Genomic DNA, 25,598 nt, shown 5'->3' with positions numbered 1-25,598 from the left:
GTAATCTGGGTAATTAATTGCGTCCATTCTGAAATCTCAGTAATGGACGCAATCGGAGACGACGTGATCCGCACGGAAGCGGGGTGACGGGCTCGCTCCGCGCTAGAACTGGTAGAGCCTCTCGAGGACGCTCGCGATCTTCTCGCCGTAGCCCTCCCCCGCCCAGCGGCCGCTGAGGTCGCCGATCGTGGGCGCGCAGCCGCGGGTCACGTAGCTGAAGCGCGGGTCGACCAGGTCGTGCACGAGGGGCTCGCGCGAGCCGTAGGCCTTGAGGTGCTGCACCTGCGCGCGCAGGCCCTCGCGCACGTTGGCGAAGGTGTTGCCCGAGCCAGGGACGCTGGAGTTGGCGCCCAGGCCGCAGAAGTTGCACATCTCGGGGCGGACCGCGCCCGTAAAGGAGAGGTAACCGGTCTCGAGCATGGCCTGCGCGAAGACGACGTCGCCGGAGACGCCCTCGTCGGCGGCCTCCTCGACCAGGATGTGGCAGAAGTCCTCGATCGTGGTCGCGCCCTTGGACGCGTAGACGCCCGCCGGGAAGGTGCGCCCGCTCGCGTTGAAGCAGCGCGCCATGGCGGCGGGCGTCGAGAAGGTCTGCGCCATGATCGGCGCGGCGGTGGAGGCAATGGGACCAGACCCCTCGGCGACGGCGTACCAGGCCACGCCCTCGGCCCGCCAGCCGGCCTCGACGAGCGCGTCGTTCTCGAACCGGCTCGCGGTGTAGTTGTGGGTGCCGGTCGCGGCGTAGGGGTTGTACTGGCGAAACAGCGGCACGCGCTGCTCGTCGTCGGAGTACCAGCCGATGCCCTCGTAGGACCAGCCGACCTCGACCAGTGCGTCGCGCTCGGCCTCGCTCATGGTGTAGTGATGGTCGCCCGCATAGCTGTTGTAGAGGCGGTACACCGGCGCGCGCGAGCTCTCAGGCGCAATCCAGCCGACGCCCTCGAACACCCACCCCACGCTCGAGAGCATGCCGCGCTCGACCTCGGACGACGTGTAGAAGTGCTCGCCCGAGTACGGGTTGTAGAGCCTATACATGTTCAGCTCACCCGTGGAGGCGAGGGCGGGCGCGGCCGAGAAGAGCGCGGCGGCGATCGTCGCGGCCGCGACGGCACCGGAAAGGGCGATCCTGCGAGAGAGCCTCATGGCATACCCCCTAGCCTGCCGGGGCGTCCCGGCGACATCAATCTTCCTATCGTCTCGAGTGTAGCGGCGCGGGAGGCGTCACCCGATGCCGTACCAGCCAACGCCCTCGTCCTTCCAGCCAGCGCGCACCAGGGCGTCGCGCTCGCCGGTACTGGTCGTGTAGTTGTGCGAGCCAGCGGAGGCGTAGGGGTTGTACTGCCGCCAGAGCGCGACCGAGCCGCCAGAGTTCCAGCCCTTGCCCTCGTAGTTCCAGCCGACCGCGACCAGCGCGTCGCGCTCGCCGCGACCCGGCGTGTAGTGGTGGTCGCCCGTGTAGGGGTTGTACAGGCGGTAGACCGGGTCACCGGTGGTGGGCGCCTTCCAGCCGACGCCCTCGTAGTTCCAGCCGATGGAGTCGAGCGAGTTGCGCTCGACCTCGGAAGCCGTGTAGAAGTGCTCGCCGGAGTACGGGTTGTACAGGCGATACATCAGCACGCCGCCATCGGCGATGCGGAAGCTGCCACGGGCCGAGCCCGTGTAGTTGCCGCGGCCCCAGACCGTGACCGTGGCCGTGCCGGGACCCACGTTGCTCGCGTAGGAGACCGTGTAGTCGACGCCGCTCGCAAGACGGCGCCCGCCCAGCGTGACGGCAACGCCCGGCGTGAGCGCGCGCCCGGAGTAGGTCTGGTCGGCCGCCGAGACGCTCGCACCGCCCAGGTCGCACGGGCCGATCTCGAACGTGCCCGTGGCCTGCCCCTGGTAGTTGCCCGTGCCCGTGACCGTGACGCGGCCGGTGCCCGCGCCGACGTTTCCACTGTAGGAGCTCACGGTGAAGTCGCTCCCCTGCGCGAGGCGCACGCCCGAGAGGGTCACCGCGGGCGTGGGATTGAGCGCGTCCCCGGTGAAGGTCTGGGCGGCGGCCGTGACCTGCGCCGACGAGAGGCTCTTGGCCGCGACCTGGAAGGTTCCGCTCTTCTCGCCCGTGAAGTTGCCCGTGCCGCGGACCGTGACCGTGGCCGTGCCCGCGGCCGTGTTGTTGGCGTAGGAAACCACGGTGTAGTCGCTGCCCGAGACGAGCGCGCGGCCGTTCAGGCGCACGTCGGGCGCCGGCCGCAGCTCCTTGCCGAAGTTGTAGGTCTGGGCCGGGGCCGTGACGGTGACGCCGTCGGCGAGCGGGCGGGAGGCGATCTCGAAGTCGCAGGTCTTGCTGCCCTCGTAGATCTGGGCGCCCAAGGTCGAGCCCGTGCCCGTGACCGTGACGCGCCCGGTGCCGACGGCAACGTTCGACGCGTACGCGCACGTGAAGTCGACGCCCGCAACGAGGCGCTCGCCGGCGACCTCGACGGTAGGCGTGGGCTTGATGGTGGTGCCCGTGTAGTACTGGCGCTCGACCGTGACCGTGGCGCCCTCGAGGCTGACCGGCACGCGCGTGTCGAAGCTCACGCGCTTGGCGCCCGTGAAGTACCCGGCAAACGCCAGGTCGCAGGTGCCCGTATGCGCGGCCGAGTCGTAGGCGAAGGCGGCCGTGTAGTCGGTGCCCGCCTCGAGCGTGCGCGAGCCGAGTGTCACCGTGGGCGTGGGGTCGGCGCCGGGGTGCGCGCCGCCCTTGTTCTCGAGCGTGATCACGAGCGGGATGGGGGTCGTCTCGCTGCAGTTCGTGACGTCGAAGGGTGCGATGTCGAAGGGCGCCGTGGCCGAGCCGAAGAAGTTGCCGTACCCGACGACGGTGAGCGTGCCCGCGCCGGGGCCCACGCCCGTGTTGCCCGAGAAGGTCCCGTAGGCGAAGTCCGCAGGCGAGACGAGCGTACGGCCGTTGTAGGTGATCGTGGCGGTGGTGGCGGTGTAGCCGTGCGCGTAGTCGTAGGTGGCCGGCGCGCAGGCGATGGTCGCGGCCGAGATGAGGGCGCGCGAGACGATGAAGGTGCCCGTGGCCTGGCCGGACCACGCGCCGATGCCCTCGACCGTGACCGTGGCCTCGCCGGCGTTCACGTTGTTGCCGTAGGAGACGACGCGGAAGTCGACGCCGTACGCGAGCTCATCGGAGTCCACGCGCACCGTGGGCACGGGCGCGAGGGCAGACCCCGTGTAGGTCTGGTCGGGCGCCGTGACGCTCGCGTGGGCGATGCTGTTGGAGGCGACCTGGATCGAGGCGCTGCCCGAGTAGGTGTCGCCCTCGGCGTTGGACTCGGTGAAGGTCGCCGTGATGGTCGCAACTCCCCTGCTGCCTCCGGTCAGGGTCGCCGACATGCCGCCGTCCGGGGCGACTGAGATGACGGAGGGGTCGCTCGAGGCCCACGTAACGCTCGCATTGGGGTTGCCGCAAGAGAGCAGGCAGGTGCCCGTCTCGCCCGCGCGCAGCACGTCCGGACCCGTGACCTCGGGGTTGAGGTTGCGCATGATCGCAAGGGCGTCGATCTCGCCGTAGCCGGTCTGCTCGTCCCAGCCGACGCCGGCCGTGCCGCGGGAGTCGTCGTACTGCAGGTCCTTGGCACAGGAGTAAGCGATGGCACGCGCCTCGGAGGCGGAAAGCTCGCTCTTCTCGGCGATGATCATGGAGAAGACGCCCGCCACCACGGGAGAGGCCATCGAGGTGCCCGAGAGCGATGCGGTGGTCGTGCCGTAGGTGCTGTAGATGCTCGTGCCCGGCGCCGAGATGTTCTTGGCGCGCGTGCCCGGGTAGTTGTAGTTGGAGCCGAAGTCGGCGCCGTAGTAGGTCGTGTAGTAGCGCTTGCCTCCCTGCTGGAGGTTGATGACCGCGACGGCGATCGACATGTCGGAGGGGTAGTTGGCGTAGGGTGGCTGCTGCACGTAGGTGAACTCGGTGCCGTCCTCGTCGACCACCTCCTCGTTGGGCCGGGCGTTGCCGGCCGCGCAGACGGTCACGATGCCGGCGTCGAAGGCCGACTTCATGCGCCGGTAGAGTGTGGTGTCCAGGGCGTCCATGTTGGTGAGCGGGTCGACGTCGCCAATGGTGGCGACCTCGCCGTCCTCGTCGACGTAGTGCTGGCTGGCGCCGAGGCTCATGTTGACGACGCGGATGTTGGCGCCCTGGCGGTTGTAGTCGCTCACGCGCGTGTAGGCGCTGTAGAGGGCGCTACTGCTCGCGTATCCGTCGTCGGAGAAGACCTTGAGCAGCGCGAGCGGCGCGTTGTACGAGACGCCGGCCGCAAGCTTGCCATTGTTGGCTCGCGCCGCCGAGATGCCCGCGACGTGCGTGCCGTGGCCCGAGATCTCGCCGATCTGGGTGTTGTTGTCGGCCGTGTTGTAGGCGAAGCGGCTGTCGTAGTTGGGCGCGATGTCCTCGTTAGTGACGTCGAAGCCGTCGTCGAAGATGGCGACGCGCGCGTTGTTGGAGGGCACGCCGGTCGCGTCGGCCAGGTACGACCACGCCTTGAAGGCGTTGACGTCCGTCAGATGCCAGGTGCGCGCCGCGCGCTGGCTGGACGAGTAGCCGTCGAAGTCGTCGATCGCGACCTCCTGCTCGTCGGCGGCGGCGAGCAGCAGCTCGCCCGACGGCGAGGTCGTGGCCGCGGGACGTGCGAAGTGGTGGGCGGGGTTGGCCTGCGCGAGCCTGGACGTGAGGCTCGTGGCGCCTGCGCGGGACTCGTCGTTGATGCGATAGACGTAGTTGGGCTGCACCACGTCGACCTCGGGAGCGTCCGCGAGCTCGACCACGGCGTCCTCAACCACGAGGCCGTCGGCAACGGAGAGCGTCACGAGGCCATAGTCGAGGTCGGCCTGCGTGACCTCCGCGGGGACCACGGCCTTCGCCTGGGCGAGAAGGGCGTTGGCCGCCTCTGGCGTGGTGCCCTCGGAGAAGGTGACGAGCACGGAGCGCGGCTCGTACTCGGCATAGACGCCCATGAGGTGCTTGGCGCGCTCATGGGTGGCGGCGTCAGCGGAGAAGGTGGGGAGGAAGCGGCTGGAGGACGACTGGCCGCCGTCGGAGGCGTCGGCACCTGCGTCGGGCGTGCTCTTCTCGGCTGCGGGACCCTCCTGCACAGAGGTCGCGCCGGGCTCCGCCTGCGCCCCGCCGGCGGCGGGTGCGGGATGCGTGCCAGGGGCCTCTCGGGGGTCGCGCCCCAGATAGGCGACGACGAGAACCGTGGCCGCGGCAACGAGAAGAACGACGAGGGCAAAGCCCAGGTTACGCCTCACGGCCACCTCCAACGTGCGATTAAGCGTCAGAGTGAACTGGTCGGGCGCGGTGGCGCGGGCGTGCGCCTAAGTGCTACCGCTCCCGTCCCCTATTGTATCGTGGGCGCGTGGGGCTATGCGGCGAGCAGAGCGAGGCACACGTGGTCGACCTCGCAGGCGGTCGCCATGCGCAGTCAGCGGCATAAAAGATTTTTCGGTACACGACATGCCCACAATGCTTGGGGTGGGCCTGGGCGAGGCGGGCTAGAGCGCGCGCCAGCCGATGCCCTCGTCGCGCCAGCCCAGACGGATGAGGGCGTCGCGCTCGTAGGCGCTCGTGGTGTAGTTGTGCGTGCCGGTGGTGGCATAGGGGTTGTACTGGCGCAAAAGCGGCGCGCCCGAGCCCGTCTTCCAGCCGACGCCCTCGTAGGACCAGCCGACGCGCTGGAGGCTCTGGCACTCGTACCAGGACGTGGTGTAGTGGTGGTCGCCCGCGTAGGGGTTGTACAGGCGGAACACCGAGTCGCCCACCGAGGGGGCCGTCCAGCCCACGCCCTCGTAGTTCCAGCCGCCGCGCGCGAGGGAGGCGCGCTCGTAGTCGGAGGCGGTGTAGAAGTGCTCGCCCGTGTAGGGGTTGTACAGGCGGTACATCACGATGCCGGCATCGGTGATCCTGAAGGCGCCGGTGGCCCTGCCGGTGTAGTTGCCCTTTCCGGTCACGGTCACAGTCGCCGTGCCGGGGTTGGTGTTGTTGGCATAGGAGACGTCGTAGTCCCTCCCCTGGCTGAGCGTCCGCCCGCCCGCGCGCACCGAGACGGCGGGCCGCAGGGCGCTGCCGGTGTAGGTCTGCGCCGCGGCAAAGACCGAGGCGCCGGCGATGCTGGCGGGCGCGATCGAGAAGGACCCGGCGGTCTTGCCCGCGTACTCCCCCACGCCGGTGATGATGACCCAGCCGGTGCCCGCGTTGACATTGTCGTAGTAGGGACCGACGGTGTAGTCGTAGTCGGTGCCCTCGCGCAGCGTGACACCGTTGTAGGTGACCGTGGGCCGGGGCTTGAGGGCCGAGCCCGTGAACGTCTGGCCGGGGACGCTCACCTTGGCGCCGTCGAAGCTCTTGCCGATGGTGACGACCTTGGTGGCCGTGCCGGTGAAGGAGTCGCCCTCGTTGTCGCGGATCGTGTAGGTCGCCGTGATCGTGGCCGTGCCGAGGCCATGGCCCGTGACCGTGCCGTCGGAGGCGACCGAGGCGACGTTTGAGCTGCTGGACCAGCTGACGGTGGTGAAGCGTGTGGCGCCGCACGAGAGCGCGAGCTTGGAGCTCGAGCCAACCACGATGGACGACTCGCCCGAGATCTGGGGCTCAAGCGCCTGCATGGCGGCAAGGGCGTTCACCTTGCCGTAGCCGTAGCCCTCGGTGAAGTCGGCGCCACCCATCCGGTCGGCCGTCGCGTAGATGATGGCGCGCGCCTCGCGAGCGGTGAGCTGGGGCCGCTTCGCAAACAGGAGCGAGACGACGCCGGCCACCGCAGGCGACGCCATGGAGGTGCCCGAATCGGAGGCGATGGTGTCGCGCTTGCTGCTGACGATCGAGGTGCCCGGTGCCGAAATGTTCTTGTTCGTCTTGCCGGGAAGGTTGTAGTTGGAGGTCTCCTTGCGCGTGCCATCGCTCTGCAGGTTGATGACGCTCATGCACAGCTCGTAGTCGGCCGGGTAGGCCTTGTAGGGCACGGGTACGCCGGCCTGGGCGTTGCAGGCGGCCATGACCGAGACGATGTTCTTGTCGAAGGCCGCCTTGACGCCGTCCTTCAGCAGTTCGTCGGAGGCCGGCACGTCGCCGCGGCCGCCGATGCTCACGTTGACCGTGCGGATGTTGTACCTGCTGGCGTTCTCCATCACGTAGCGGTAGCCCTCGACGAGGTAGTCCGACGTGATGCCGCCATAGGAGTCCATCACCTTGACGAGCACGAGGTTGGCGTCATAGGAGGTGCCGACCGTGCCCCAGCTATTGTTGACCTTGGCGCCCGCGATGCCGGCGACGTGCGTGCCGTGCCCGTTGGACGCCTCCGAGATGTCACTGCTCCAATCGGTCGCGTTGTAGGCCGCCGCGACCTTGCCCGAGAGGTCGTTGTTGTAGCGCTGGAATCCATTGTCGAGCACGGCGATGCTCGTGGAGTTGTGCGGCTGGCCGCCCGACTTGGGCAGGTACGCCCAGGCGTCGAACGCCTTTATAAACGTGAGGTGCCAGCTGCGCTGCTCGCCGGTGTAGCCGGCCTGCGTGGTGGCGAAGTCGTTCACGGTGACGGCCGCCTGGGTGGCGAGCTCGGGCGAGGCCGACGCCACGCCGAAGGAATGCTCAAGGTCGGCGGGCACGGGATCGGCCTGCTCGACGGGGTCGGGCACCTCCGAGAAGGGCGCGCCCGCATCGTCGACGGAGGGCTCGGCAGGTGCGGCGTCTTCCGTCGCTGCGCCCCCTGCCGCTTCCGCGGCGGGCGCGGCGCCAGGCTCGGCGGGCGCAGGTGCGGCATCGGTCGCGGCGGGAGCGGGGGGCGTGACCTCAGCCTGGGCGGGCTGCTCGGCCTGGGAAGGAGTCGCCACCTCGGGCGCCGCGCTCTTCTCGGCAGGGATCGCCTCGGCGGACGCCGCGGGAGCGGACGCCGCGGACTGCGCAGGGTCGGACGCCGCAGACTGCGCAGACGCGGCCTCGCGCGCGGCCGAGACCTCCGCGGCGACGTCGAGGCCGAGGTCGTCCGCCAGTGTAGTCTCGTTGGCGACCTGGTAGAGGTAGTTGGGCTGGACGATCGAGACGCCGGCGTTGCCCGAGAGCGCGACCACGGCGTCCTCCACCGTGGCGCCTGCGGCGAGGCCGACCTTGGAGAGGCCGCGCTCGAGCTCGTCGGGCGTGACGTCGCGCGGCGCGAGCGTGGGCGTGGCCGCGACCAGCGCGGTCGCCTGGTCGGCGTCAACGCCGGGCGCGAAGCGGATGAGCACGGTGTCGGCCACGTAGTCGGCGTCGACGTCCATCAGGCGCGTGGCCGCCTCGTGCGTGGCGGGGTCGGCGGAGTAGCCCTCGCGGCGCGCGCCGGTCGAGCCGCCGGCGTCGGGGCCGGAGCCGCTGCCGCCAGGCGCGGCCGTGCCCGAGGCGCCCGACGCGCCCGAACCCTGGGCGGGCGAGAAGAGCGTGCCGCCCTGGCAGGGGCCGCCCAGGCACGGCACGACGATCGCGGCCGCGACGAGGGCGCACGCCACGAGCACGGCAGCAGCCAGCAAGGCACGGTTCCTCCTGTTGAGGGCCCTGCTCATGCTCCCACCTCCTCGGATGCGCGGGCGCCGCGCAGTCGAGTCCCGGCCGCGGCCGGCTGCCAGCGCTACCTCGCCAGGCCGTACCAGCCGATGCCCTCGGCCCTCCAGCCGACCGACACCAGATGGTCGTTCTCGACCTTGCTTGCGGTGTAGTTGTGCGCGCCTGAGGCGGCATAGGGGTTGTACTGGCGGTACAGGGGCGTCGCCTTGGCGTCGTCCGAGTACCAGCCCACGCCCTCGTCGTTCCAGCCCACGCGCTTGAGCGAGTCGCGCTCGTAGGCGCTCATGGTGTAGTGGTGGTCGCCGGCATAGGGGTTGTACAGGCGATACACCGGCGACTTCGACGAGTTGGGGCCGAGCCACCCTATGCCCTCGTAGTTCCAGCCCGCCTTGACGAGCGAGACCTTCTCGAAGGCCGACGCGGTGTAGAAGTGCTCGCCGGAGTAGGGGTTGTAGAGGCGACGCATGCCGCTCTTCTCGGCGGAGAGCTCCGCCGTGGGCTGGCGGCCCTCGCTCACGCCGTACGTGATGTAGTGACGGAAGTACAGCGGCAGGTTGTTGCCGTAGGCGCGCTGCAGGTCGCCGTAGTGGTCCTTGTAGAAGCGCACGTCGAAGTCGTCAGAGGCGCGCCGGCCCTCGCTCATGCCGTGCTCGAGGAAGTGCCTGAAGGCGCCCGCCGGGTCGTTCGCATAGTACTGCGGCAGGTCGGAGTTGTAGGCCATGTACTGCGCGAAGTTGTAGACGGCCGCATAGGCGCGCTCCTGCGTGAGGCCATAGGCGTTGGCGATGCCCTTGGCGTCGGCCACGCCAAGGGCGCGCAGCTTGTCGTCGGTGTTGAGGAACGAGTAGTAGTCACCCGTGTTGTCAAGGTAGCAGTGCTCGACGATCACGCCCAGCATGTTGCGGTAGCGCGCATGGCGGATGATGCCGTAGTAGTCGGCCTCCTCGCCGGTGGGATAGTCCCAGTCGGGGTCATGGTCGATCGTGCGGAACAAGAGGCCGCGGTTGTTGATGCCCAGGGCCGCCAGCTGGTCGTTGATGGAGTTGCCGAGCGCTACGCCCTCGCCGAACACGCGGTTGTTGAACGACTGGTTGGACGGCACGAGCACCATGCAGCCCGACGCGCCGCCCGAGCTGCCGCCCGTGGTCGCGTTGAGGTGGATGCTGACCAGCACGTCGGCGCCCACGGCCGCGGCGTTCGCGACGCGCTGCTCGAGGCTCGGGTTGTCGCCCCAGCCGCGCGTGAGGTGCACGGGCACGCCGTACTTCTCGAGCTCCTGCTTGCAGTAGTTCGCGATGGTCCAGTTGAGGTCGCACTCGCGCGCGCCGTCGACGCCCACCGCGCCGGAGTCCCCTCCGCCGTGGCCCGGGTCGAGCGCGATGGTGAACAGCCCGTCGCCGTTGATGTCGGCCTGCTCGTCAAGGGCGTCCGCGCCCAGGTTCGCGCTTGCGAGAAGAGCCTCGACCCCGGCCGCGACCGCGTCCGGGTCGCTCGCGTCGAGCGTGGTCGCGGACCCGGCGACCTCGCCGTCGGCGGACGCCCCCGTTACGGAGAGCGACGCCGCGCCCTCGACACCCGAGGCGTCACCAGCGACCGAGGCGCCATCCGCCGCGGCCTCCTCGCGCGCGGCCTGGCCGGTCGGCGTGGTCGGCGCGTACTGGGACGGGTCGCGCACGTCCACCGTGGCGTCTGGGACCGCGACGGCAACGACCTCGTCGCTCACGGAGAAGGTGCGCGTGGCGACGTCGGTCGCGCCAAGGTCGATGGACGTGGTGGTCGCGTCGCTGGCACCAGCGACGACAAGGGTGACCTCGATCGCGCGCACCTCGTAGGTGCCGGCCGCGGGCGCGCAGGCAAAGAGCAGCGAGCGGCCGGAGATCGTGGTCGCGTCAACGAGAGTGGTCTTGCCCGTCGCATCCGCAAGCGTGAGGCGCGCGGCCGAGACGAGCGTACCCTCGGGCACGAGGGCCTCGCGGAGGCCGACGGCGACGTTCTCGGTCGCGCCCGTGGCGACGACGGAGTTCTCGATGTAGACGAACTCGACGGCGTCCGACGCGGCGGCACTCGCCTGCGACGCAGGCGTCGCGGCAGGGGCGCCACCGTCAGGCGACCCTGCGGCCGTGGCCACCACAGACGCGGCGAGGGCGGGGTTGGGAATCGCGAGGGAGCCGACGAGCGAGCAGGTCAAGAGAGCGGTGCCGACCCTGGAGAGCAGTGTCTTGGCGCCGGGGCGAAAGAGCATGCGCATCCAAAACCTCCGAAACGGTTGCCCGCAAGACGAATACGTGCAGGCAGGTGTCAGTAAACGCCATACTATCACCCAGCCAGTTGCATTAGAGCACCTAAAGGGGCATGCAACCCGCAATCGGTATCCCTCGTCTCGTGAAAAGCGAACGACGTGCTCGGTCGATTCAACCACCCAACACCAGAGGCCAGCTCACGTGATGCCCCTGTGCGCAAATGCCCCTCGGGGCACGAGAGTCCGAGCACAATCACCTCGGCACTCACGCCCTCAAGAACGGATCGCGCACAAGAACCTACGACAGGCCGAGCTTCCGCGATAGTCGAGACAGAACCCCTTCCCCGCGCACCTCCGATTCATTCGTCTCATCCGAATTCACCGGATCAGCAGCTCTCGCATCAAGAGAAGCCTGAAAATCAGACGGATCGAGCGACAGCACGCGAACTTCAATCTCAGGAGCCTTGCGAGACGCCTCCTCATCTCCCACAGCACTCGTGTCGCCTGCCTCATCCGGGGTGGCAAGCAACGCCGTCGCAGCACCAATGATCTGGCGCTCACCGTCAATGGTCGAATACAAGTGGAAGTTATAGGTGCCGTACCCCTCGGCGCGACGCCAAAGGTCGACGCAAGCCACGTACTCCTCCCCCTCAAGCGAGAGGGGGATGTCCTGCATGTCAGACTGATCCGGCAGACACCAGGCAAACGCGACCGGATCGTTGAGCGGAGCTTCACTCCTTACGCGAATCTGAGCGTAATGATTGGAGAGGCCACGCGAAGCAGTGTCCTCACGCTCGACCTTCTTACCAATCAGCTTGCGATAGAGCGCAGCCGCCTCGGCGCTCGCCCCCACCGCCTTCGCATGGTATGAGCGCTCCGCCGTGCCGACAGCCGCCGTCTCTCCGGCAAGAAGACAGGACAGAGAATCGGCAAACTGGCCGCCCTCGCCGTCCGCAGGCCTGCCTGACATGAGCGCAATGCCTGCGGATGAGCGTGCGGCTCGAGCACTGGCGTTGTCCAGAAGCGATACGACGGCAGACGCGAGCGCATCGGGACGCGGCATCGCAAGAAGAGCGGTGTCGTCGGAGAAGTCATAGAGGTTGTTCTCGCGATAGATGTCGACCACGGGAAGCCCCGACGCCATCATCTCGAACGGGACGCGCGACGGGTTGGACGAGCTGATGCAGAGTCCTACGGCGCTCTCGTTGTAGAGGCGGTTGCACCCCTGCTTGCTCAAGAGCCCCAGATGCTTGGAAAAGCCGCCGGGCAAGACCGCGTTCGACCCATAGGTCGAGATCGGTACGTCCGGACGCATCTCATGAACAATCCTGAGCGCATCCTCGAGAAGTTGACTGCAGCGACGGTCCTTCGCAGGCTGATAGATGGCACAAATACCCGCTCGCTCAACGCCGCCAAGCGGTCGATAGATTGCCCCATCCGCGCAGAAGTCGGTGTACCAGGCCTCCATCCCATACTCGACAGATAACTTCGACTCGAGCCAGCGCCCAATCGTGATCGCCTTGAGCGGCGCGCCGTATCCCGCCTCGGCCTCGATGTAGCGGTCGCCCATCGCATAGAACCAGGGCTCGAAATCCTGGACGAAGTAGCACCGAACGGGACAGTCGCTTGCGAGGACGTACTTGACCGTGATGTTCGTCGTCGCGACGGCGACGTCTCTGCCATCAAGCTCAGGCCTCATAAACAACGGAACTCCAGAGCAGCCGTAGCATCGCTCCATAAGCCCGAGAATGGTGGCGCGATTCCTTCCGAACGGCTCCTCGCAAAGATGAACTTCGCATCGCACGCCCAACGACTTGAGGTGCATTACATGACGGAAGATCGTCTGAAGACCACCCGACCCCTCGTTGATGGCAGGGAGGACCCACGCGACTCGCTTTCCAGACAACTCCTCGAACATATGAAGTCCTTCCTCAGCGCCGCGGCAAAACGAGACGCAGCCTCAACGGCCATATCAGGGAGTATAGTTCCGCAACGCAGAAACGCGCCCCAGATGTGGGACGCGTTTCTACAGCTCGTTGAAGGAGTTACTCTGACGTCGACGTGCCTGCCGACACTACCAAAGCCTCACAACGTAGAACCCATCATGCACCTTGATGGCTCCCGCATGCGGCCAGGCCTCGAGGGACTCGTATTCGGCGCTGGCGGCCTCAAGCTGCTCCTGCGTGGGGAACGAGACGTCAAAGCCGTAGGCCTGCATGGCCTCGACGGTCTTGTTCGGCCCATAGAAGCTCGACACCTCGAAGTAGGAGAAGCCAATGACCTCGCTCTCCGTCAGGTCGTCCGTCTCGCGCGTGGGAAGCGGGCCAACCAGGCACAGCGCGTCGCCCGGGCGCGCGCCCTGGGCCATGGCCTGGTAGTAGATCTGGGTCATGGTCTCGCGGTCCTTGTCCATGGTCTGGACGTCGGTGTAGAGAAGACGGCTCTGCTGCTGCGCCTGGAACACGACGGCCGCAAGCGCGACGGCAGACACGACCAGCACGGGAACTACGCCCTTGCTGCGAGGCAGAAGGACACCGGCCAGCAGGTCGATCTCAAACGCGCCGAGAAACGCCAGCGCGAGCACGAAGGCGAACTGGCTGCGGATCACGACGTCGCCCGCCGTGACGACCTCGAGCACGAAGGGAGACGCGAGAATGCCGAACAGCATGAGCGCGACGAAGCCGAGACGAGCCTGCCCCTTCCTTGCCATGGCGACGAAGATGCCGACGAGTGCGATACCCTCGACGGCGAAGGTCGCCCCGTACTGGACGCCGTCGCCGAAGGCTGAGTGCTTGATGTAGACGAGGATCTGCTTCACGTTCTCGAGGAACGGACGCTTGCCCCACATGAACTGGTTGGTAAGGTACGAGTTCTCATTCGGCACGCCCGCGATGAGGAGGACGGCCTTGCCGATGAGCGTGCACAGAACGAAAGCGGCCACGACGATCCCGACGCAGGCGATAAGCTCGCGCCAGGGCCTCTCGGTCTTGCCCGCGCGCACCCTCAGGAAGAGAAGTATGCAGGCGGCCTCGACGTAGACGAAAATGAACGACTGGTAGCAGCCAAAGAGGAACGTGGCGATGGCAAATGCGCCGATGCCGAAGGAGCGGCCGCGGCCATCAAGAAACTCGCCAAGCATGAGCATGCCCACGGGCGCGAGAACGAGCGCGACGGACATAACCTCCATCTGGTTGCGATAGGCAAACTGAAGCGCCCAGATGGGGTGCGACAGGAAGAGCGCGCAGAACAGCACGCAGGCCCAGGCGCGACGCTCGTCATCCATCCAGCGCTCGAAGGCAAAGCCCCAGACCAGCGCCGAAAGAGGGAACAGCAGGAGGAAGAATGCCGTCGAGAAGTACGGGTTGATGGCCACCACGCGCAATACGTGCTTGAGCCCCACGAAGCCCCAGCGACCGAGCACGATCCACTGCTCGTACCACTTTGCGCCGTTCTCGAACGAGAAGAACCCCTCGGCGTCGAAGGTCACCATGTGGTGAAAGGACCACATCCCGAAGAGCGCGGCGAACACGAGGTAGACGGCAAGCACGCGAAGTGGCTTGCGCACACAGTAATCCCTGAAGTCTCGAAGCATTTCCATGGGCTAGCCTCTGCCTCCCTCGTCACCCTCGCCTTCAGCGGAGGTGTAGCAGTCGTCCAGAACGTAGATGGGCCGGTGCTTGCTCTCGCCGTAGACGTTGGCCAGGTACTGGCCGAGCACGCCCAGGAAGAGCAGCTGGACGCCGCCGATGAAGATGATCATGCACGCGAGCGACGGCCAGCCGCTCACGGGGTCGCCAGCCACGGCCCAGCGCACGATGATGAACACGAGCGCAAGCACCGCGACGAGGCAGAGCACGAGGCCGACCACGGAGGCGACCACGAGCGGCGTCGTCGAAAAGGCCGTGATGCCCGAGATCGCGTAGCGCGCGAGCGAGAAGAACGACCACTGCGAGGAGCCGGCCGAGCGCTCGACGTTGGCGTACTCCAACCAGTGCGTCTTGAAGCCGACCCAACTGAAGAGGCCCTTGGTGAAGCGGTTGGACTCGCCGAGCGACAGGACCGCGTCGACGAACTTCCGGCTCATGAGGCGGTAGTCGCGCGCACCGTCGACGAGCTCCGTCTCGGACATGCGGTTGATCATGCGGTAGAACAGGCGCGCGAAGGCCGACCGGACCGGCGGCTCGCCGGCGCGGTCCTTCCTGCGCGTGGCGACGGACTCCACGTCCTCCTCGCGGATGATGCGATACATCTCGGGGAGAAGAGCGGGCGGATCCTGCAGGTCGGCGTCCATGAGCGCGACGTAGTCACCCTTGGCGTGCTGGAGCCCGGCGAAGATCGCGGCCTCCTTGCCGAAGTTGCGCGAGAAGGTGAGGACCTGCGAGCCAGGCCAGGAGGCGGCGAGCCTGCGGCCCACCTCGCTCGTGGCGTCGGCGGAGCCGTCGTCCACGAGCACGAACTCGACGCGCGCGGGCGCGAGCTCGGCGGCAACGCGCTCGAACTCCTCGAAGAGGAGGGGCAGCGACTGCTCCTCGTTGTGACAGGGGACCACGACGGAAATGGCGTCGACGTGATCATCAGTTCTGTTTTGAGACATCAGCACATCCCTCTTCCGGCTCCCCCACCCGAGACGAGTGGGGCCCCTGGCTCGCGGCTACTCCGTGGTCTCGCTCTTCTCGGCCGCGGGGTCACCGGCGTCGAGCCACTTCTTGCGGCTCAGGAAGTTCCACACCATCACGACGGCCGTCGCGAAGACCTTGGTAACGGTGACCATGAGAGCGGACTCGCCGAGAAGAGCCGTGCCCGCCCACATGCAGAGCTCGTTGATGCCCAGGCCGATGACCGAGAGCACCACGAAGATCACGAACTCGCGTCCCTTGGAGAGATCGTCGCGGTGCGTGAACACGAAGCGCATCGACGCGACGTAGTTGAAGACGACCGAGACCACAAAGGAGATGGCAGCCGCCGCGACAGGGTTCATGTGGAACACCTGCGACAGCAGCATGAGCACGCCGTAGTCGATCAGGAAGGCGAGAACCCCCACGACGCCGAACTTGAGCACCTGCTCGATGAGCTTCCTCACTAGCAATCACCCTTACCGCGACGCTCGCGACGCTCGCGCTCCTCGTCGAAGGCACGGTAGCAGTCAATCTCCCACTGGCGGCGGTTGGCCTTCACGATGGTGTCGAGGAGTATGCCGCAGACCAGGAAGAGGGCCGCGAGGCCGGCGAAGGCAACCGCGAGGATGGCCGTCGGGAAGCGGGCGACCACGCGCGTGGCCATGAACTCTGCCACGACGGGGACGCCGAGGCAGAGCGAGATGACGAGCGAGATCAGGCAGAGGATGCCGAAGAACGGGAACGGCTTGTAGTCCTTGAACAGCGACGCGATCATGCGCAGCACCTTGAAGCCGTCGGAGAAGGTGTTGAGCTTGGACTCGGAGCCCTCGGGACGGTCCTGGTAGACGATGGGGACCTGGACGATGCGGAAGCGCTTGTCAGCGGCGTGGATCGAGAGCTCGGTCTCGATCTCGAAGCCGGGCGAGAGCACCGGGAAGGTCTTGACGAAGGGGCGGCTCATGGCGCGGTAGCCGGTCATGACGTCGGTGTACTCGAAGCCGTAGAGGACCTTGATGAGCCAGCGCACGAGGTTGTTGCCGAAGCCGTGGAAGGCGCGGTCGTTCTCGTCGCCGTAGGTGCCGTTGGAGAGGCGGTCGCCCACCACGTGGTCGGCCGTGCCGTCGAGGATCGGCGCGCAGAGCCGGCCCGCGGCCTCGGGCTCGTAGGTGTCGTCGCCGTCGACCATGAGGTAGCAGTCGGCGTCGATGTCGCGGAACATCTGGCGCACGACGTTGCCCTTGCCGCGCCTGGGCTCGGCCACGACCTTGGCGCCGTGCTCGGCTGCGATCTTGGAAGTGTCGTCGGTGCAGTTGTTGTCGTAGACCCAGACGGTTGCGCCGGGCAACTCACGCCTGAAGTCGTCAACCACCTTTCCGATGGTGACTGCCTCGTTGTAGCAGGGCACGAGGACCGCGACCCTGGAGTAGTCGGTAGTGCTCATGAAGTCACACTCTCCCATCTGCGCGACCCGCGGCCGCGCAATGCACCGTCCGCGACGTATCCGCAGGCGGTGGCGTGTCGGCATAGAACATATAGATGGTAAGCTAAGAAAGCGTTATGGAGGACGTCATTTATCTCCGTACACTGAATCGCAGAAACTCGAAGCAGCAGAGGCGCGGCCGCAGCCGACCACGACGCGACGCGCCAAACGAACCAAACGACAGAGATTGGCCACCCATGAGCGAGAAGATCAAGAAGGTCGGGCAGCACCTCACTCCCCTTACCGCACTCATCCTGTTTGCCGAGGCGGCGGCTGCGACTTTTGCGACCGTCTTCGACTACGACCTGCTTGCGGGCAGGAGCGCGCCAGTCTATGCCGCGACGGCCATCCTATGCCTCTTGCTCGCGCCCACGGTCGAGTCGCTGTGGGCGCGCCTCGAGCGGCGCTCGCGCGTGATCGTGATGGTGCTCGCCGTGGCCTACGCCGTGGGCTGGTGCGTCGGCGCGACCTACGCCTACGCCGACGCCTTCGAGGTGGCCGCGGGCCGCAAGGTCCTGCTCGTGCTGCACCTCGCCTGCTCGATCGTCCTCTTCAGGGGAACGATCCTGGTCGCGCTCGGGCTTGCCGAGAAGATCAGGAGCGAAGCCCCGGACGAGCGCCTCGAGGGAGAGCGCGCTCTTCTCGGCGCCTTCACGGCGATCATCGTGGCGGGCGCGGCACTCTACACCATCGCCTACTACCCCGGCGTCTCGTTCTGGGACGGGCAGAGGCAGCTCAACGAGATCTTTGGCCTGCAGCCGCTCACCAACCACCACCCCATCCTCTCGACGGCGATCATCGGCGCGTGCCAGTGGGCCGGACGCGCGCTCGTGGACGACAACTTTGGCGTGTTCCTCTACAGCATGCTCGTCACCGGATTCTCGGTCGTGGTGTTTCGCAAGGTGGCGCGCCTGCAGCTTGACGTGCGCGCGCCGCGCTGGCTCGTGATTGCGACGGGCTGCTTCTTCGCGTTCCTGCCGATCATCCGCCTGTACTCCCTCACGGTCTGCAAGGATACCTCGTACGCCATCTGCCTGCTGTGGCTTGTGGTGCTGCTCTACAAGCTCTACCTCGCGCGCGTGCGCCAGGGGGACCTGAGGCTGGGCCGCTCGTTCGCCGCGCAGATGGTCGCGTGCGTGGCACTGCTGTGCCTGCTAAGAAACGACGGCACCTACGTGGTGCTTTTCACACTCGTGGGAGTGCTCGTGTTCTGCCTCAAGCAGCGTGACCGCCGCGCGGCCGGCCTCACGGCGGGACTTGCCGCAGGCGTCGTGGCGTTGCACCTCACGATGGGCGCACTCGTACTGCCCGCGCTCTCCATCAAGGCCGGCAATCCCGGCGAGGCGCTCTCGGTGCCCATCCAGCAGGTCGCGCTCACGCTGAAGACCTACCCGGATGACGTCACAGAGCAAGAGCGCCGGACGATCCAGAGATGCATCGGCATCTCGCCCGAGGTAATGGCATATCGCTACAACCCAAACATCTCCGACCCGATAAAAGCCGACTTTCTCTCCGAAGGAACAACGGGCACGGCCGGCGAGTTCCTTGGTGCGTGGGCCTCAATGCTTAAACGCCACCCCGTCACGTTCGTGAAGGCCTACATCAATAGCTACTGGGGCTACTTCTACCCCGCGCAGTTCGGTGACGAGGGCGGCTTCACGACCTTCGAGCCCAACCCCGCGATGAACACCGGCTACTTCGACCACCACCACCTGGACGCGACCGCGCCCCTTCGCACGTGGCTCGACGGTGCCGCCGACTACGTGCACGCCGTCCCGCTCGCGTCGCTCCTCTACTGCCCCGGCTTCTACCTGTGGACGCTCGCGTTCTGCATCGCCGCGGCAATCATGCGCAGGCGCTACTCGAGCCTCGTGGTGCTGCTCCCACTCATGGCGACCATGGGCATCGTGTGCCTGTCGCCCGTGAACTGCCGCATCCGCTACGTGCTGCCGCTCGTGCTCTGCCTGCCGGTGATGGTGACACTGCTCGTAGGCAAGGTCCGCGTGGCCCGACAGCGAACGAAGTCGAACACACGATCGTACCCAAAGGCGGAAAGCAAGACGAAATAACCAGCATAGAGATAGACGTAGCGAGCCCTCGCTTCGAACAGCAGGAGAAACAACGCCAGCATCACAGGACTCGCAAGCAATGCCGACAAAAGGGCAAGCTGGCGCGGCTCGGTCTCGACGTCACGTCCCGCCAGGCCGAACAGCCCCAGGGGAATGCCCAAAAGCAACGAGCAGCTGGTATGCGAGGAGCACCAGCGGCACGACCACACACGTCCAGCCGAGGTGACGTTCGCAGGCAACGCCCTCGCCCGCCGGTTCCGCGCGACCCCCTTTCGCACGCGCACCCACAGCATGGCACCGCCGACCATAACAAGAAGCGCAACCAGGAGCAGGACCACATTGGGGGCCAAGGGCACGTTGGCGTTCGAAGAAGCGTAGGCGATTCTCCTGTCACAAACGAGAACGAGGGCGAGAATCAAAGCAAAGATGCCAAAAGCAGCCCCGCAAAGCTGCACCAACGCACGACGCTTAAATCCTCCAAAACGGGCGATACCATACAATGGGTGCTAACATAAAACTTCCGTTATTCCGAACCAAATCGAAATGGGGAGCCATCACGTATGAACAGCTCGATCCCAAACCCGCACGACAGGTCGGGGCACCTTGCACGAATCGCTCCCGTTATTCTCGCCGTGGTGGTGTTCGCGCTCGCCCTTGTTTACCTCACGCGCATCCACCCGCTCTACATCGCCGACACCGACGACTGGACCTACATAGGCTACTGGCGCCGGGCCGCACCGATCTGGGGTAACTGGAACCCGACGCGAGTCCTTCCGGAACTACTCATGCCCATCACCGGAGCCATCGCATCATTTGCGATGACCCCGATCGTCGGCGACTACATCGAGGCGCAGATGATCACCGCCGGAATCGTCGTAAGCGCGTGCATATGTGGCTACGTCATGGTCTTCTACTATACGGTAAGGAAAACGCTCCGTCCCGAGCGTTGGGTGGCCGTCTTGCTAGCCCTGCTCTTTCTTGCGCTACACCTCCTCATCTTCAGGTCCGCACCCACTGACAACCAGCACCTGCTCTACTCTCCCAGCCTGACAACATACTTCTACTACACAGTCTCCAACGTCCTTAACGCCTCGCTCGCGCTGCTCTACGTCGCGGGCGTCTGGGGCGCCGAGAAGAGGAACAAACGGGGCGGCCTCTTGAGCGGCATAATACTGGTGCTCGTCTACTTCGCCCTGCTCTCCAACCTTTTCGCAAGCGTCGTGCTCGCCGCGTGCGTCGGCGCCGGTCTTGTGATCCGACTCGTAAGGGCACTTCGGGCGCGCGACTCCATACTCGAGTTCGCCAAGCGTAACGTTGCCAGCATCTCGGTCATCGCGTTCTGGCTTATCGTCCAGCTCTTTGAGGCCAACGGCGGGCGGGCCTCCTCGCTCCAGACTGACGCCTCTCTTTTCGGCCGCATCCACCAGTCGCTGTCGTTCATGTGGGTCACCGCGAAGACGATCAACCACACGTGGCTCGTCGTCGTAGCTCTATTCCTGGTGGCGGGAGCTTTTGCGAAGCGTAAGCAAGCCGTGTCCAAGGCCGTAGAGGGCGTCGCCGCGACCCTGGCGATCGCCATGCTGCTCGCTGTCGCCTACCTCGCCCTCTGCTGTGCGAAGGTCGCGCCGGAAACTGCGCTCAGGGCCGATATCCTTTTCGGCGTCTTCTACCCCATCATCGTCATCGCGGTCCTCGGCCTCGGGCTGTTCCTCACGCGCATGCCGCACGCCAAGACCGCACTGCCCCTCGTTGTCATATTCCTTCTCTGCCTCTGCAACACGCAGGGTAGGACCTTTGCCAACTCAAACATGCTCAAGGCGCCAGAGAGCGCCGTGCGCGAGCTTGACCACCAGATAGTCGAGCAGTGCACCACAGCTGCCAAAGAAGGAAGGGACGAGGTCGTTATTGAGGTCCCTAAGGTGGACACCCCAGACAATTTCCCCTTCGCGCTCTACGGCGGCGAGAGGATCAAGGCAACGTTGACCGCGCACGGCCTCATCGACAGGGACATCACAATCAGTCTGAATCCAACTGAGGAGAAGACTCGTGAAATGAACGTAGGCCTCTAGAGCGGCATAGGAGACACCTACCAGTACGTGGTTGCATAGGAAGCAGGCGCTCGGGAACGGTCGCGCTCTTCTCGGCTAGGCCTTGTCGAGCTTGGGGTCGAAGACGCAGCACTTGGTCGGCGTGCGCTTCGCGCGGTAGAGGGCCGTGTCGGCGCTGGCCAGGAGCTCGTCGCACATGCTGCCGCTTGCGCCGAAGGCGATGCCGGCGCTCAGCGTGAGGTTGGGCACCTCGGCGAAGCGGCCCTCGAGCGAGCGGTTGATCAGGCTGATCCTGTGGACGAGCTCGGGCTCGGACGAGGCGGGGCAGTTGCGCGCGATGACCACGAACTCGTCGCCGCCGTAGCGGTACACGAGGTCGGACGAGCGCATGCTCGACGAGATGGCGTGCGCCACGCCGCTCAGGACCTGGTCGCCCACGCCGTGGCCGAAGCGGTCGTTCACGCTCTTGAAGGCGTCGACGTCCATGATCATGACCGCGACCGGGCGCGGGTCGTCGCGCACGTCGCCCATCGAGTGGTCGAGCGCCGCGCGGTTGAGCAGACCGGTGAGCGCGTCATGCTCGGCCCGGTACGAGACGAGCTCCAGCTGGCGCTTCGACTTGTCGATGTCCTCCACGATGTAGAAGAGCTTGGTCGGCACGCCGTCGGCGTTTCGCTCCATGACGACGGCGCGGCCGAGCATCCAGCCTACTTCCTTGGCGAGGTACTGCACGGAGTCGCTGTCCTTGTCGCGCAGCTCCCTCTTGAGGCGCTCGAGGTTGACGAACTCGCGCACGAGGTCCTGGTAGGCGGGATCGACGGTCTCGCGGATGGCGTCCTCGTTCGCGTCGAGCGAGCCCGTCACGGCATGCGAGCTCCACGTGGGAATGCTGTGCTCTATCTCCTGGTACGTGTAGGCCTCGAGGTCCCAGTAGTACATGCCAACGTAGACGGACCTGATGGCCGACACGATGCGGTTGCCCAGGCTCTCGCGACGGGCGATGTCCTCTTGGATGCTTGACGCCACCGTGCGCATGACGATGAAGACGTCGTCGGTGTTGCGGGCGTTGTCGACGGTGAGAAAGGCGACCAGGCGCCCGTCCAGGCGTATGGGCGAGACCAGAATCGTGGAGAGCCCCCACCTGCCGAGAAGCTCGGCCTGGGCCTTGGGGCCGCCTACGCCCTCGTACGTCTCGGGATCGATGAAGACGGCCTGCCCGGTGCCGAGCGCGTCTGCCCAAGGCGAGAAGTCCTGCACATGCATGCCGTCGAGCGTGTCGATCTGCGACTCGAAGCCCTCACGGCACCACTCGAAGACGCTGCTGACGACCTCGGTCCCGGGTGCGAACTCGAACAGGAAGGCACGGTCTCCCCCGTAGTGCTCGCCCAGGATCGCGAGAAGCCGGTCAATCGCACCCTTGGAGCCGAGGCCGTCACCGAAGACCTCAAGGCATTTCAGCAGCGTTTGGTTGACCTTTGTTGCATGCACTACAGCGTGCATTGCTCCCCCTAACGGCGCGGCCCGTCTGTTTAGGTAAAAATGTATGCGAGGCGCGTCGCCAGGGGGGGCGCTTACATCGTTGGAATCCATCAAGCGGCGGTATTAGTCCGCCAGCGTCGCCAATAGGTCATAGGACGATACCACCCACCGCGAGCAACGCGGCGGCCGCAATCGCACCGACGCAGACGACGACCAGCATCGGGTAGTCGCGCGGCGCGAACGGACGCAGGCCGCGCTCGCGACGACCCATGGCGTAGAACACGAAGCCGGGGACGTAGCCCAGGCAGCACAGGAGCAGATGCTGCCAGCCGGAGACGACCGTGCCCACAACGAGGAAGGCCGTGGCGAGAAGGTCGGTGGGCGCTTGGCCCCACTCGCGCCCAAGGAGCCTACAAGGACGAGCTCAGTCGACGGGCGCCCATCGACCACTCGCGACAAAAACGTGGTGACGTGCAGCGATTCGTTCTATACTATTTTGTAATCATATGATGACAATACTGAAAGGTGGAGGCCTGACCGTGAGACAGACGGCGTCGATAGAGCTGTTCCTGCGTCAGCTCAAGCTGTTTGTCGAAAAGAACTCGATCATCATCGTCAAGCGCGAAGCAAGCGTTCAGTTCCTTGCGAGCCGTGGAGTTAGCGCAAGAGGTCTGGAGGAAATCATCCTCAACCTCACCACCGACGATTGCTTCGACGGACCAGAGCCCGATAGGGACCCGAGATACGCAGACAAGTGGACGGTAGCCGAGTTCGCGCCACTGTTTCTTGGCGAGCGACTCTACCTGAAGGTTTCGATACGAACAGAAGTGGAAAGAGCGAAATGCCTATCCGTGAAGGCATACGTGGAGAGAAGAGGGTCTGATGAGTGACCACATTGAGACATTCTGCCCCGAATGCGACGAGGAGGTCAGGGCCATTCTGATCAATCGTCCGACGACCGTTGCCGTCAGGGGCGAGGAGGTCGGCTACACGGAGACGGTTGCCGTATGCCCCAACTGCCAATCGGTCATTGGCGATGCACGGATAGAGGGCGAGAACCTGAGCCGCGCCTACGATGAGTACCGCAAAAGGCACCAGATGCTCTCCCCCGCCCAGATAACGGAGCTCCGAAGCTCCTATGGGCTCTCCCTACGCGACTTCAGCCGCTTCCTCGGCTTCGGCGAGCAGACCATCTATCGCTATGAGCGCGGCGACCTGCCCGACCTGCCCCACAACACGACAATGCTGAGCGCCACGAAACCGGAAGGCGCGCGACTGCTCCTCTCGCAGAACCGAGCGCGACTCGGCAAACGAGCCCAGTCGCGGGTGGAAGCGCGAATCAAATCGATGGAGGAGGGCTCCTCGACCGAGGCGCCCGCACGCCTGGTCCTCGAGAAACGCGAGTCAATCGCACCCTGTGCCGCCAACGGCTATCGCGCGCTCGACCTCGAGCGAGCAAGCGCGCTCATGACGGAGCTCTCGAGAAGGTGCAGCAAGCTGTACTGGACCAAGCTTCAGAAGGCGGCGTTCTATGCGGACATGGTCTCATACGAGCGAACCGGGCAATCTCTCACGGGCCTCTCGTATGCGCACGCCACATACGGTCCCGTGATCGACCAGGGGGACGAGATGCGACTCATCCTCAGCCAGCGGGGCGCGATTGACTTTGTCGAGGAGGGATGGGGCGAGGTCGCAATTCCACTAGCCGAGGGACACAGCAGGTTCAGCGATGAGGAGCTCGCCCTGATCGACGAGGTGTCGGCCTTCGTGAACACGTTCAACTCTGCAAGCGAGCTGTCGGGGTACTCGCATGGGCTCGGCTGCTGGGAAAACAGCGCCGACGGCCAGATCATCGAATATACGAGCAGTGGTTCAGAGGTGGACGCATCGATGGCGCGCAGGCTCGAGGCAGTCGGCGCGAGGTAGCCAGCTCCCCCTACGCGCGCACGAGCCTAAAGCCCATGCCGCGGCGGACGTGGCCGAGAAGAGCCAGGTCCTTGTTCGCGACCGAACCCACGACCGCGTCACGTGGATCGAGCGGGAAGGGTGCGCGCGCGATCGAGAGCTCGCCGGCGTAGCGACCGTAGGCCTGCGTGCTCATGACCACGTCGCCGGGGCGCACCATGGCAGGGCCCGGGGCGGCCTCGGGGTCCGCGACGGGCTCGGCGGGCGGCTCGGGAGCGTCGTCCCACAGGCGCGACTCCTGCGAGCGCACGAGCCAGGGCGACGAGTCCGGCCGGTCGTGCTGCACGCGCCCGTAGAGCCACTCGTAGCCGGCCTCGAGCTCGCAGGCCAGGTCGAGGCAGTCGCGCGAGATCTGCCCCAGGCGGTCCCACAGGACGTCGGAGGCACCCGGGTCGCCGAGCATGACCACGTCGCTGTCAGCCGCAAAGAGCTCCAGCGCGTCGAGGGCAAGCTCTTCTCCCCTATGGCCGCGGTGCGCCTCGACCGTGGGCAGGCCCTCGCAGAGGGGCCCGCGCAGCTCGGCGTCGCCGGGCACGAACGACATCACCGTGAAGCCGAGCGCCTTGAGGCGCGCGTTGGTGCGGGCGACGTCGGCGATGTCGAGGCCCGTGAGCGGCTTGGGGTAGAAGTTGTGGCACGCGCAGAAGCGCGAGAGGTCGGCGCCGGCCGCGCGCCACGCGACCACGTCGCGCTCGCTGAGCGTCGACGCGTTGAAGACCACGTGGAACGTGCGCGAGAGCTCGACGGTTCGGGCAGCGTCGAAGCCGAAGTCGAGGCGGACGTACTCGATGCCGAGGTCGAGCAGGTCCTCGAGGCGCGAGACGCCGAGCTTCTGCAGGGTGACGGGCGACACGTCGGCGATGAGCGAGAGGCCCGCGTCGCGGCAGAGCGCGATCATGCGGCGCGCCTCGCGCGCGTAGTCGTCGCAGGTCTCCTCCGGGATGTGCAGCGACGTGAACGCGAAGCGCACGCCCACGGCCGCGGCGCGCTCGACGAGGGCGGCGTTCGCCTCGAAGCCGCCGGAGAAGTACAGGGAGATTCCGGTGTTCATGCTGCCTCCCGAGAGGGTGCGTGCGACCCCGCCGGATGACGGGGCCGCACGGCGTGCCAACAGATTCAGGCAAATGCCGAGAAGAGCGTAG

Annotated in this window: 16 protein-coding genes; 4 read left to right on the top strand and 12 right to left on the bottom strand. The window is 66.2% G+C overall.

Annotated features, from left to right (window positions below; translation table 11 throughout):
• Positions 1–102: 102 nt before the first annotated feature.
• The 9 genes from M5D76_RS04955 to M5D76_RS04915 all read right to left on the bottom strand — a co-directional run bounded on the left by M5D76_RS04955 (position 103) and on the right by M5D76_RS04915 (position 16,856).
• A complete protein-coding gene (locus M5D76_RS04955) occupies positions 103–1,143 on the bottom strand; it encodes a glucosaminidase domain-containing protein (protein ID WP_248922272.1) in 1,041 nt (346 codons plus the stop codon).
• Positions 1,144–1,221: 78 nt separating this feature from the next.
• On the bottom strand, positions 1,222–5,280 hold the full coding sequence (locus M5D76_RS04950; RefSeq protein WP_248922271.1) for a S8 family serine peptidase: 4,059 nt from the start codon (positions 5,278–5,280) through the stop codon (positions 1,222–1,224).
• A gap of 243 nt (positions 5,281–5,523) precedes the next feature.
• Entirely contained in the window at positions 5,524–8,559 is a 3,036-nt protein-coding gene (locus tag M5D76_RS04945) for a S8 family serine peptidase (protein WP_248922270.1), read from the bottom strand.
• Between the two features lie 65 nt (positions 8,560–8,624).
• Positions 8,625–10,808 (bottom strand): N-acetylmuramoyl-L-alanine amidase, encoded by a 2,184-nt coding sequence (locus M5D76_RS04940; RefSeq protein ID WP_248922269.1) that lies wholly within the window; start codon positions 10,806–10,808, stop codon positions 8,625–8,627.
• Positions 10,809–11,097: 289 nt separating this feature from the next.
• The gene (locus tag M5D76_RS04935) at positions 11,098–12,717 is read right to left on the bottom strand and encodes a rhamnosyltransferase WsaF family glycosyltransferase (RefSeq protein ID WP_248922268.1); all 1,620 of its coding nucleotides are present in this window, start codon (positions 12,715–12,717) and stop codon (positions 11,098–11,100) included.
• A 156-nt stretch (positions 12,718–12,873) separates the two neighbouring features.
• The gene (locus tag M5D76_RS04930; RefSeq protein ID WP_248922267.1) at positions 12,874–14,364 is read right to left on the bottom strand and encodes a glucosyltransferase domain-containing protein; all 1,491 of its coding nucleotides are present in this window, start codon (positions 14,362–14,364) and stop codon (positions 12,874–12,876) included.
• A gap of 36 nt (positions 14,365–14,400) precedes the next feature.
• Positions 14,401–15,393 (bottom strand): glycosyltransferase family 2 protein, encoded by a 993-nt coding sequence (locus M5D76_RS04925; protein ID WP_248922266.1) that lies wholly within the window; start codon positions 15,391–15,393, stop codon positions 14,401–14,403.
• 57 nt (positions 15,394–15,450) lie between these two features.
• The gene (locus tag M5D76_RS04920) at positions 15,451–15,879 is read right to left on the bottom strand and encodes a GtrA family protein (RefSeq protein WP_248922265.1); all 429 of its coding nucleotides are present in this window, start codon (positions 15,877–15,879) and stop codon (positions 15,451–15,453) included.
• Positions 15,879–16,856, bottom strand: coding sequence for a glycosyltransferase (locus M5D76_RS04915; protein WP_248922264.1), 978 nt, complete (start codon positions 16,854–16,856; stop codon positions 15,879–15,881). Before M5D76_RS04915 ends, M5D76_RS04920 begins: the two co-directional genes overlap by 1 nt.
• A 236-nt stretch (positions 16,857–17,092) precedes the next feature.
• On the opposite strand from M5D76_RS04915, the gene M5D76_RS04910 reads away from it, so the two are divergent.
• Entirely contained in the window at positions 17,093–18,964 is a 1,872-nt protein-coding gene (locus tag M5D76_RS04910) for a DUF6020 family protein (protein WP_248922263.1), read from the top strand.
• A 560-nt stretch (positions 18,965–19,524) separates the two neighbouring features.
• Positions 19,525–21,033: a hypothetical protein gene (locus M5D76_RS04905; protein ID WP_248922262.1), complete on the top strand. Its 1,509-nt coding sequence runs from the start codon at positions 19,525–19,527 to the stop codon at positions 21,031–21,033.
• Positions 21,034–21,108: 75 nt separating this feature from the next.
• Here M5D76_RS04905 and M5D76_RS04900 read toward each other — a convergent pair whose 3' ends face one another.
• Both M5D76_RS04900 and M5D76_RS04895 read right to left on the bottom strand, forming a co-directional pair.
• The gene (locus M5D76_RS04900; protein WP_248922261.1) at positions 21,109–22,512 is read right to left on the bottom strand and encodes a sensor domain-containing diguanylate cyclase; all 1,404 of its coding nucleotides are present in this window, start codon (positions 22,510–22,512) and stop codon (positions 21,109–21,111) included.
• Between the two features lie 127 nt (positions 22,513–22,639).
• Positions 22,640–22,840 carry a hypothetical protein gene (locus tag M5D76_RS04895; protein WP_248922260.1) on the bottom strand — a complete coding sequence of 67 codons (201 nt, stop codon included), beginning with the start codon at positions 22,838–22,840 and terminating at the stop codon, positions 22,640–22,642.
• 190 nt (positions 22,841–23,030) lie between these two features.
• Between M5D76_RS04895 and M5D76_RS04890 the strand changes: the two genes are divergently transcribed.
• Both M5D76_RS04890 and M5D76_RS04885 read left to right on the top strand, forming a co-directional pair.
• The gene (locus tag M5D76_RS04890) at positions 23,031–23,381 is read left to right on the top strand and encodes a hypothetical protein (RefSeq protein ID WP_248922259.1); all 351 of its coding nucleotides are present in this window, start codon (positions 23,031–23,033) and stop codon (positions 23,379–23,381) included.
• Entirely contained in the window at positions 23,374–24,417 is a 1,044-nt protein-coding gene (locus tag M5D76_RS04885) for a type II TA system antitoxin MqsA family protein (protein ID WP_248922258.1), read from the top strand. Before M5D76_RS04890 ends, M5D76_RS04885 begins: the two co-directional genes overlap by 8 nt.
• Positions 24,418–24,427: 10 nt before the next feature.
• Here M5D76_RS04885 and M5D76_RS04880 read toward each other — a convergent pair whose 3' ends face one another.
• A complete protein-coding gene (locus tag M5D76_RS04880; protein WP_248922257.1) occupies positions 24,428–25,507 on the bottom strand; it encodes a MupG family TIM beta-alpha barrel fold protein in 1,080 nt (359 codons plus the stop codon).
• Positions 25,508–25,598: the final 91 nt, after the last annotated feature.

Origin of the sequence: Olsenella intestinalis (genome assembly GCF_023276655.1) — a bacterium.
GTDB classification, from domain to species: Bacteria; Actinomycetota; Coriobacteriia; order Coriobacteriales; family Atopobiaceae; genus Olsenella_J; species Olsenella_J intestinalis.
The sequence above is the reverse complement of the archived record's forward strand: the minus strand, read 5'-3'. Positions and strand labels throughout refer to the sequence as shown.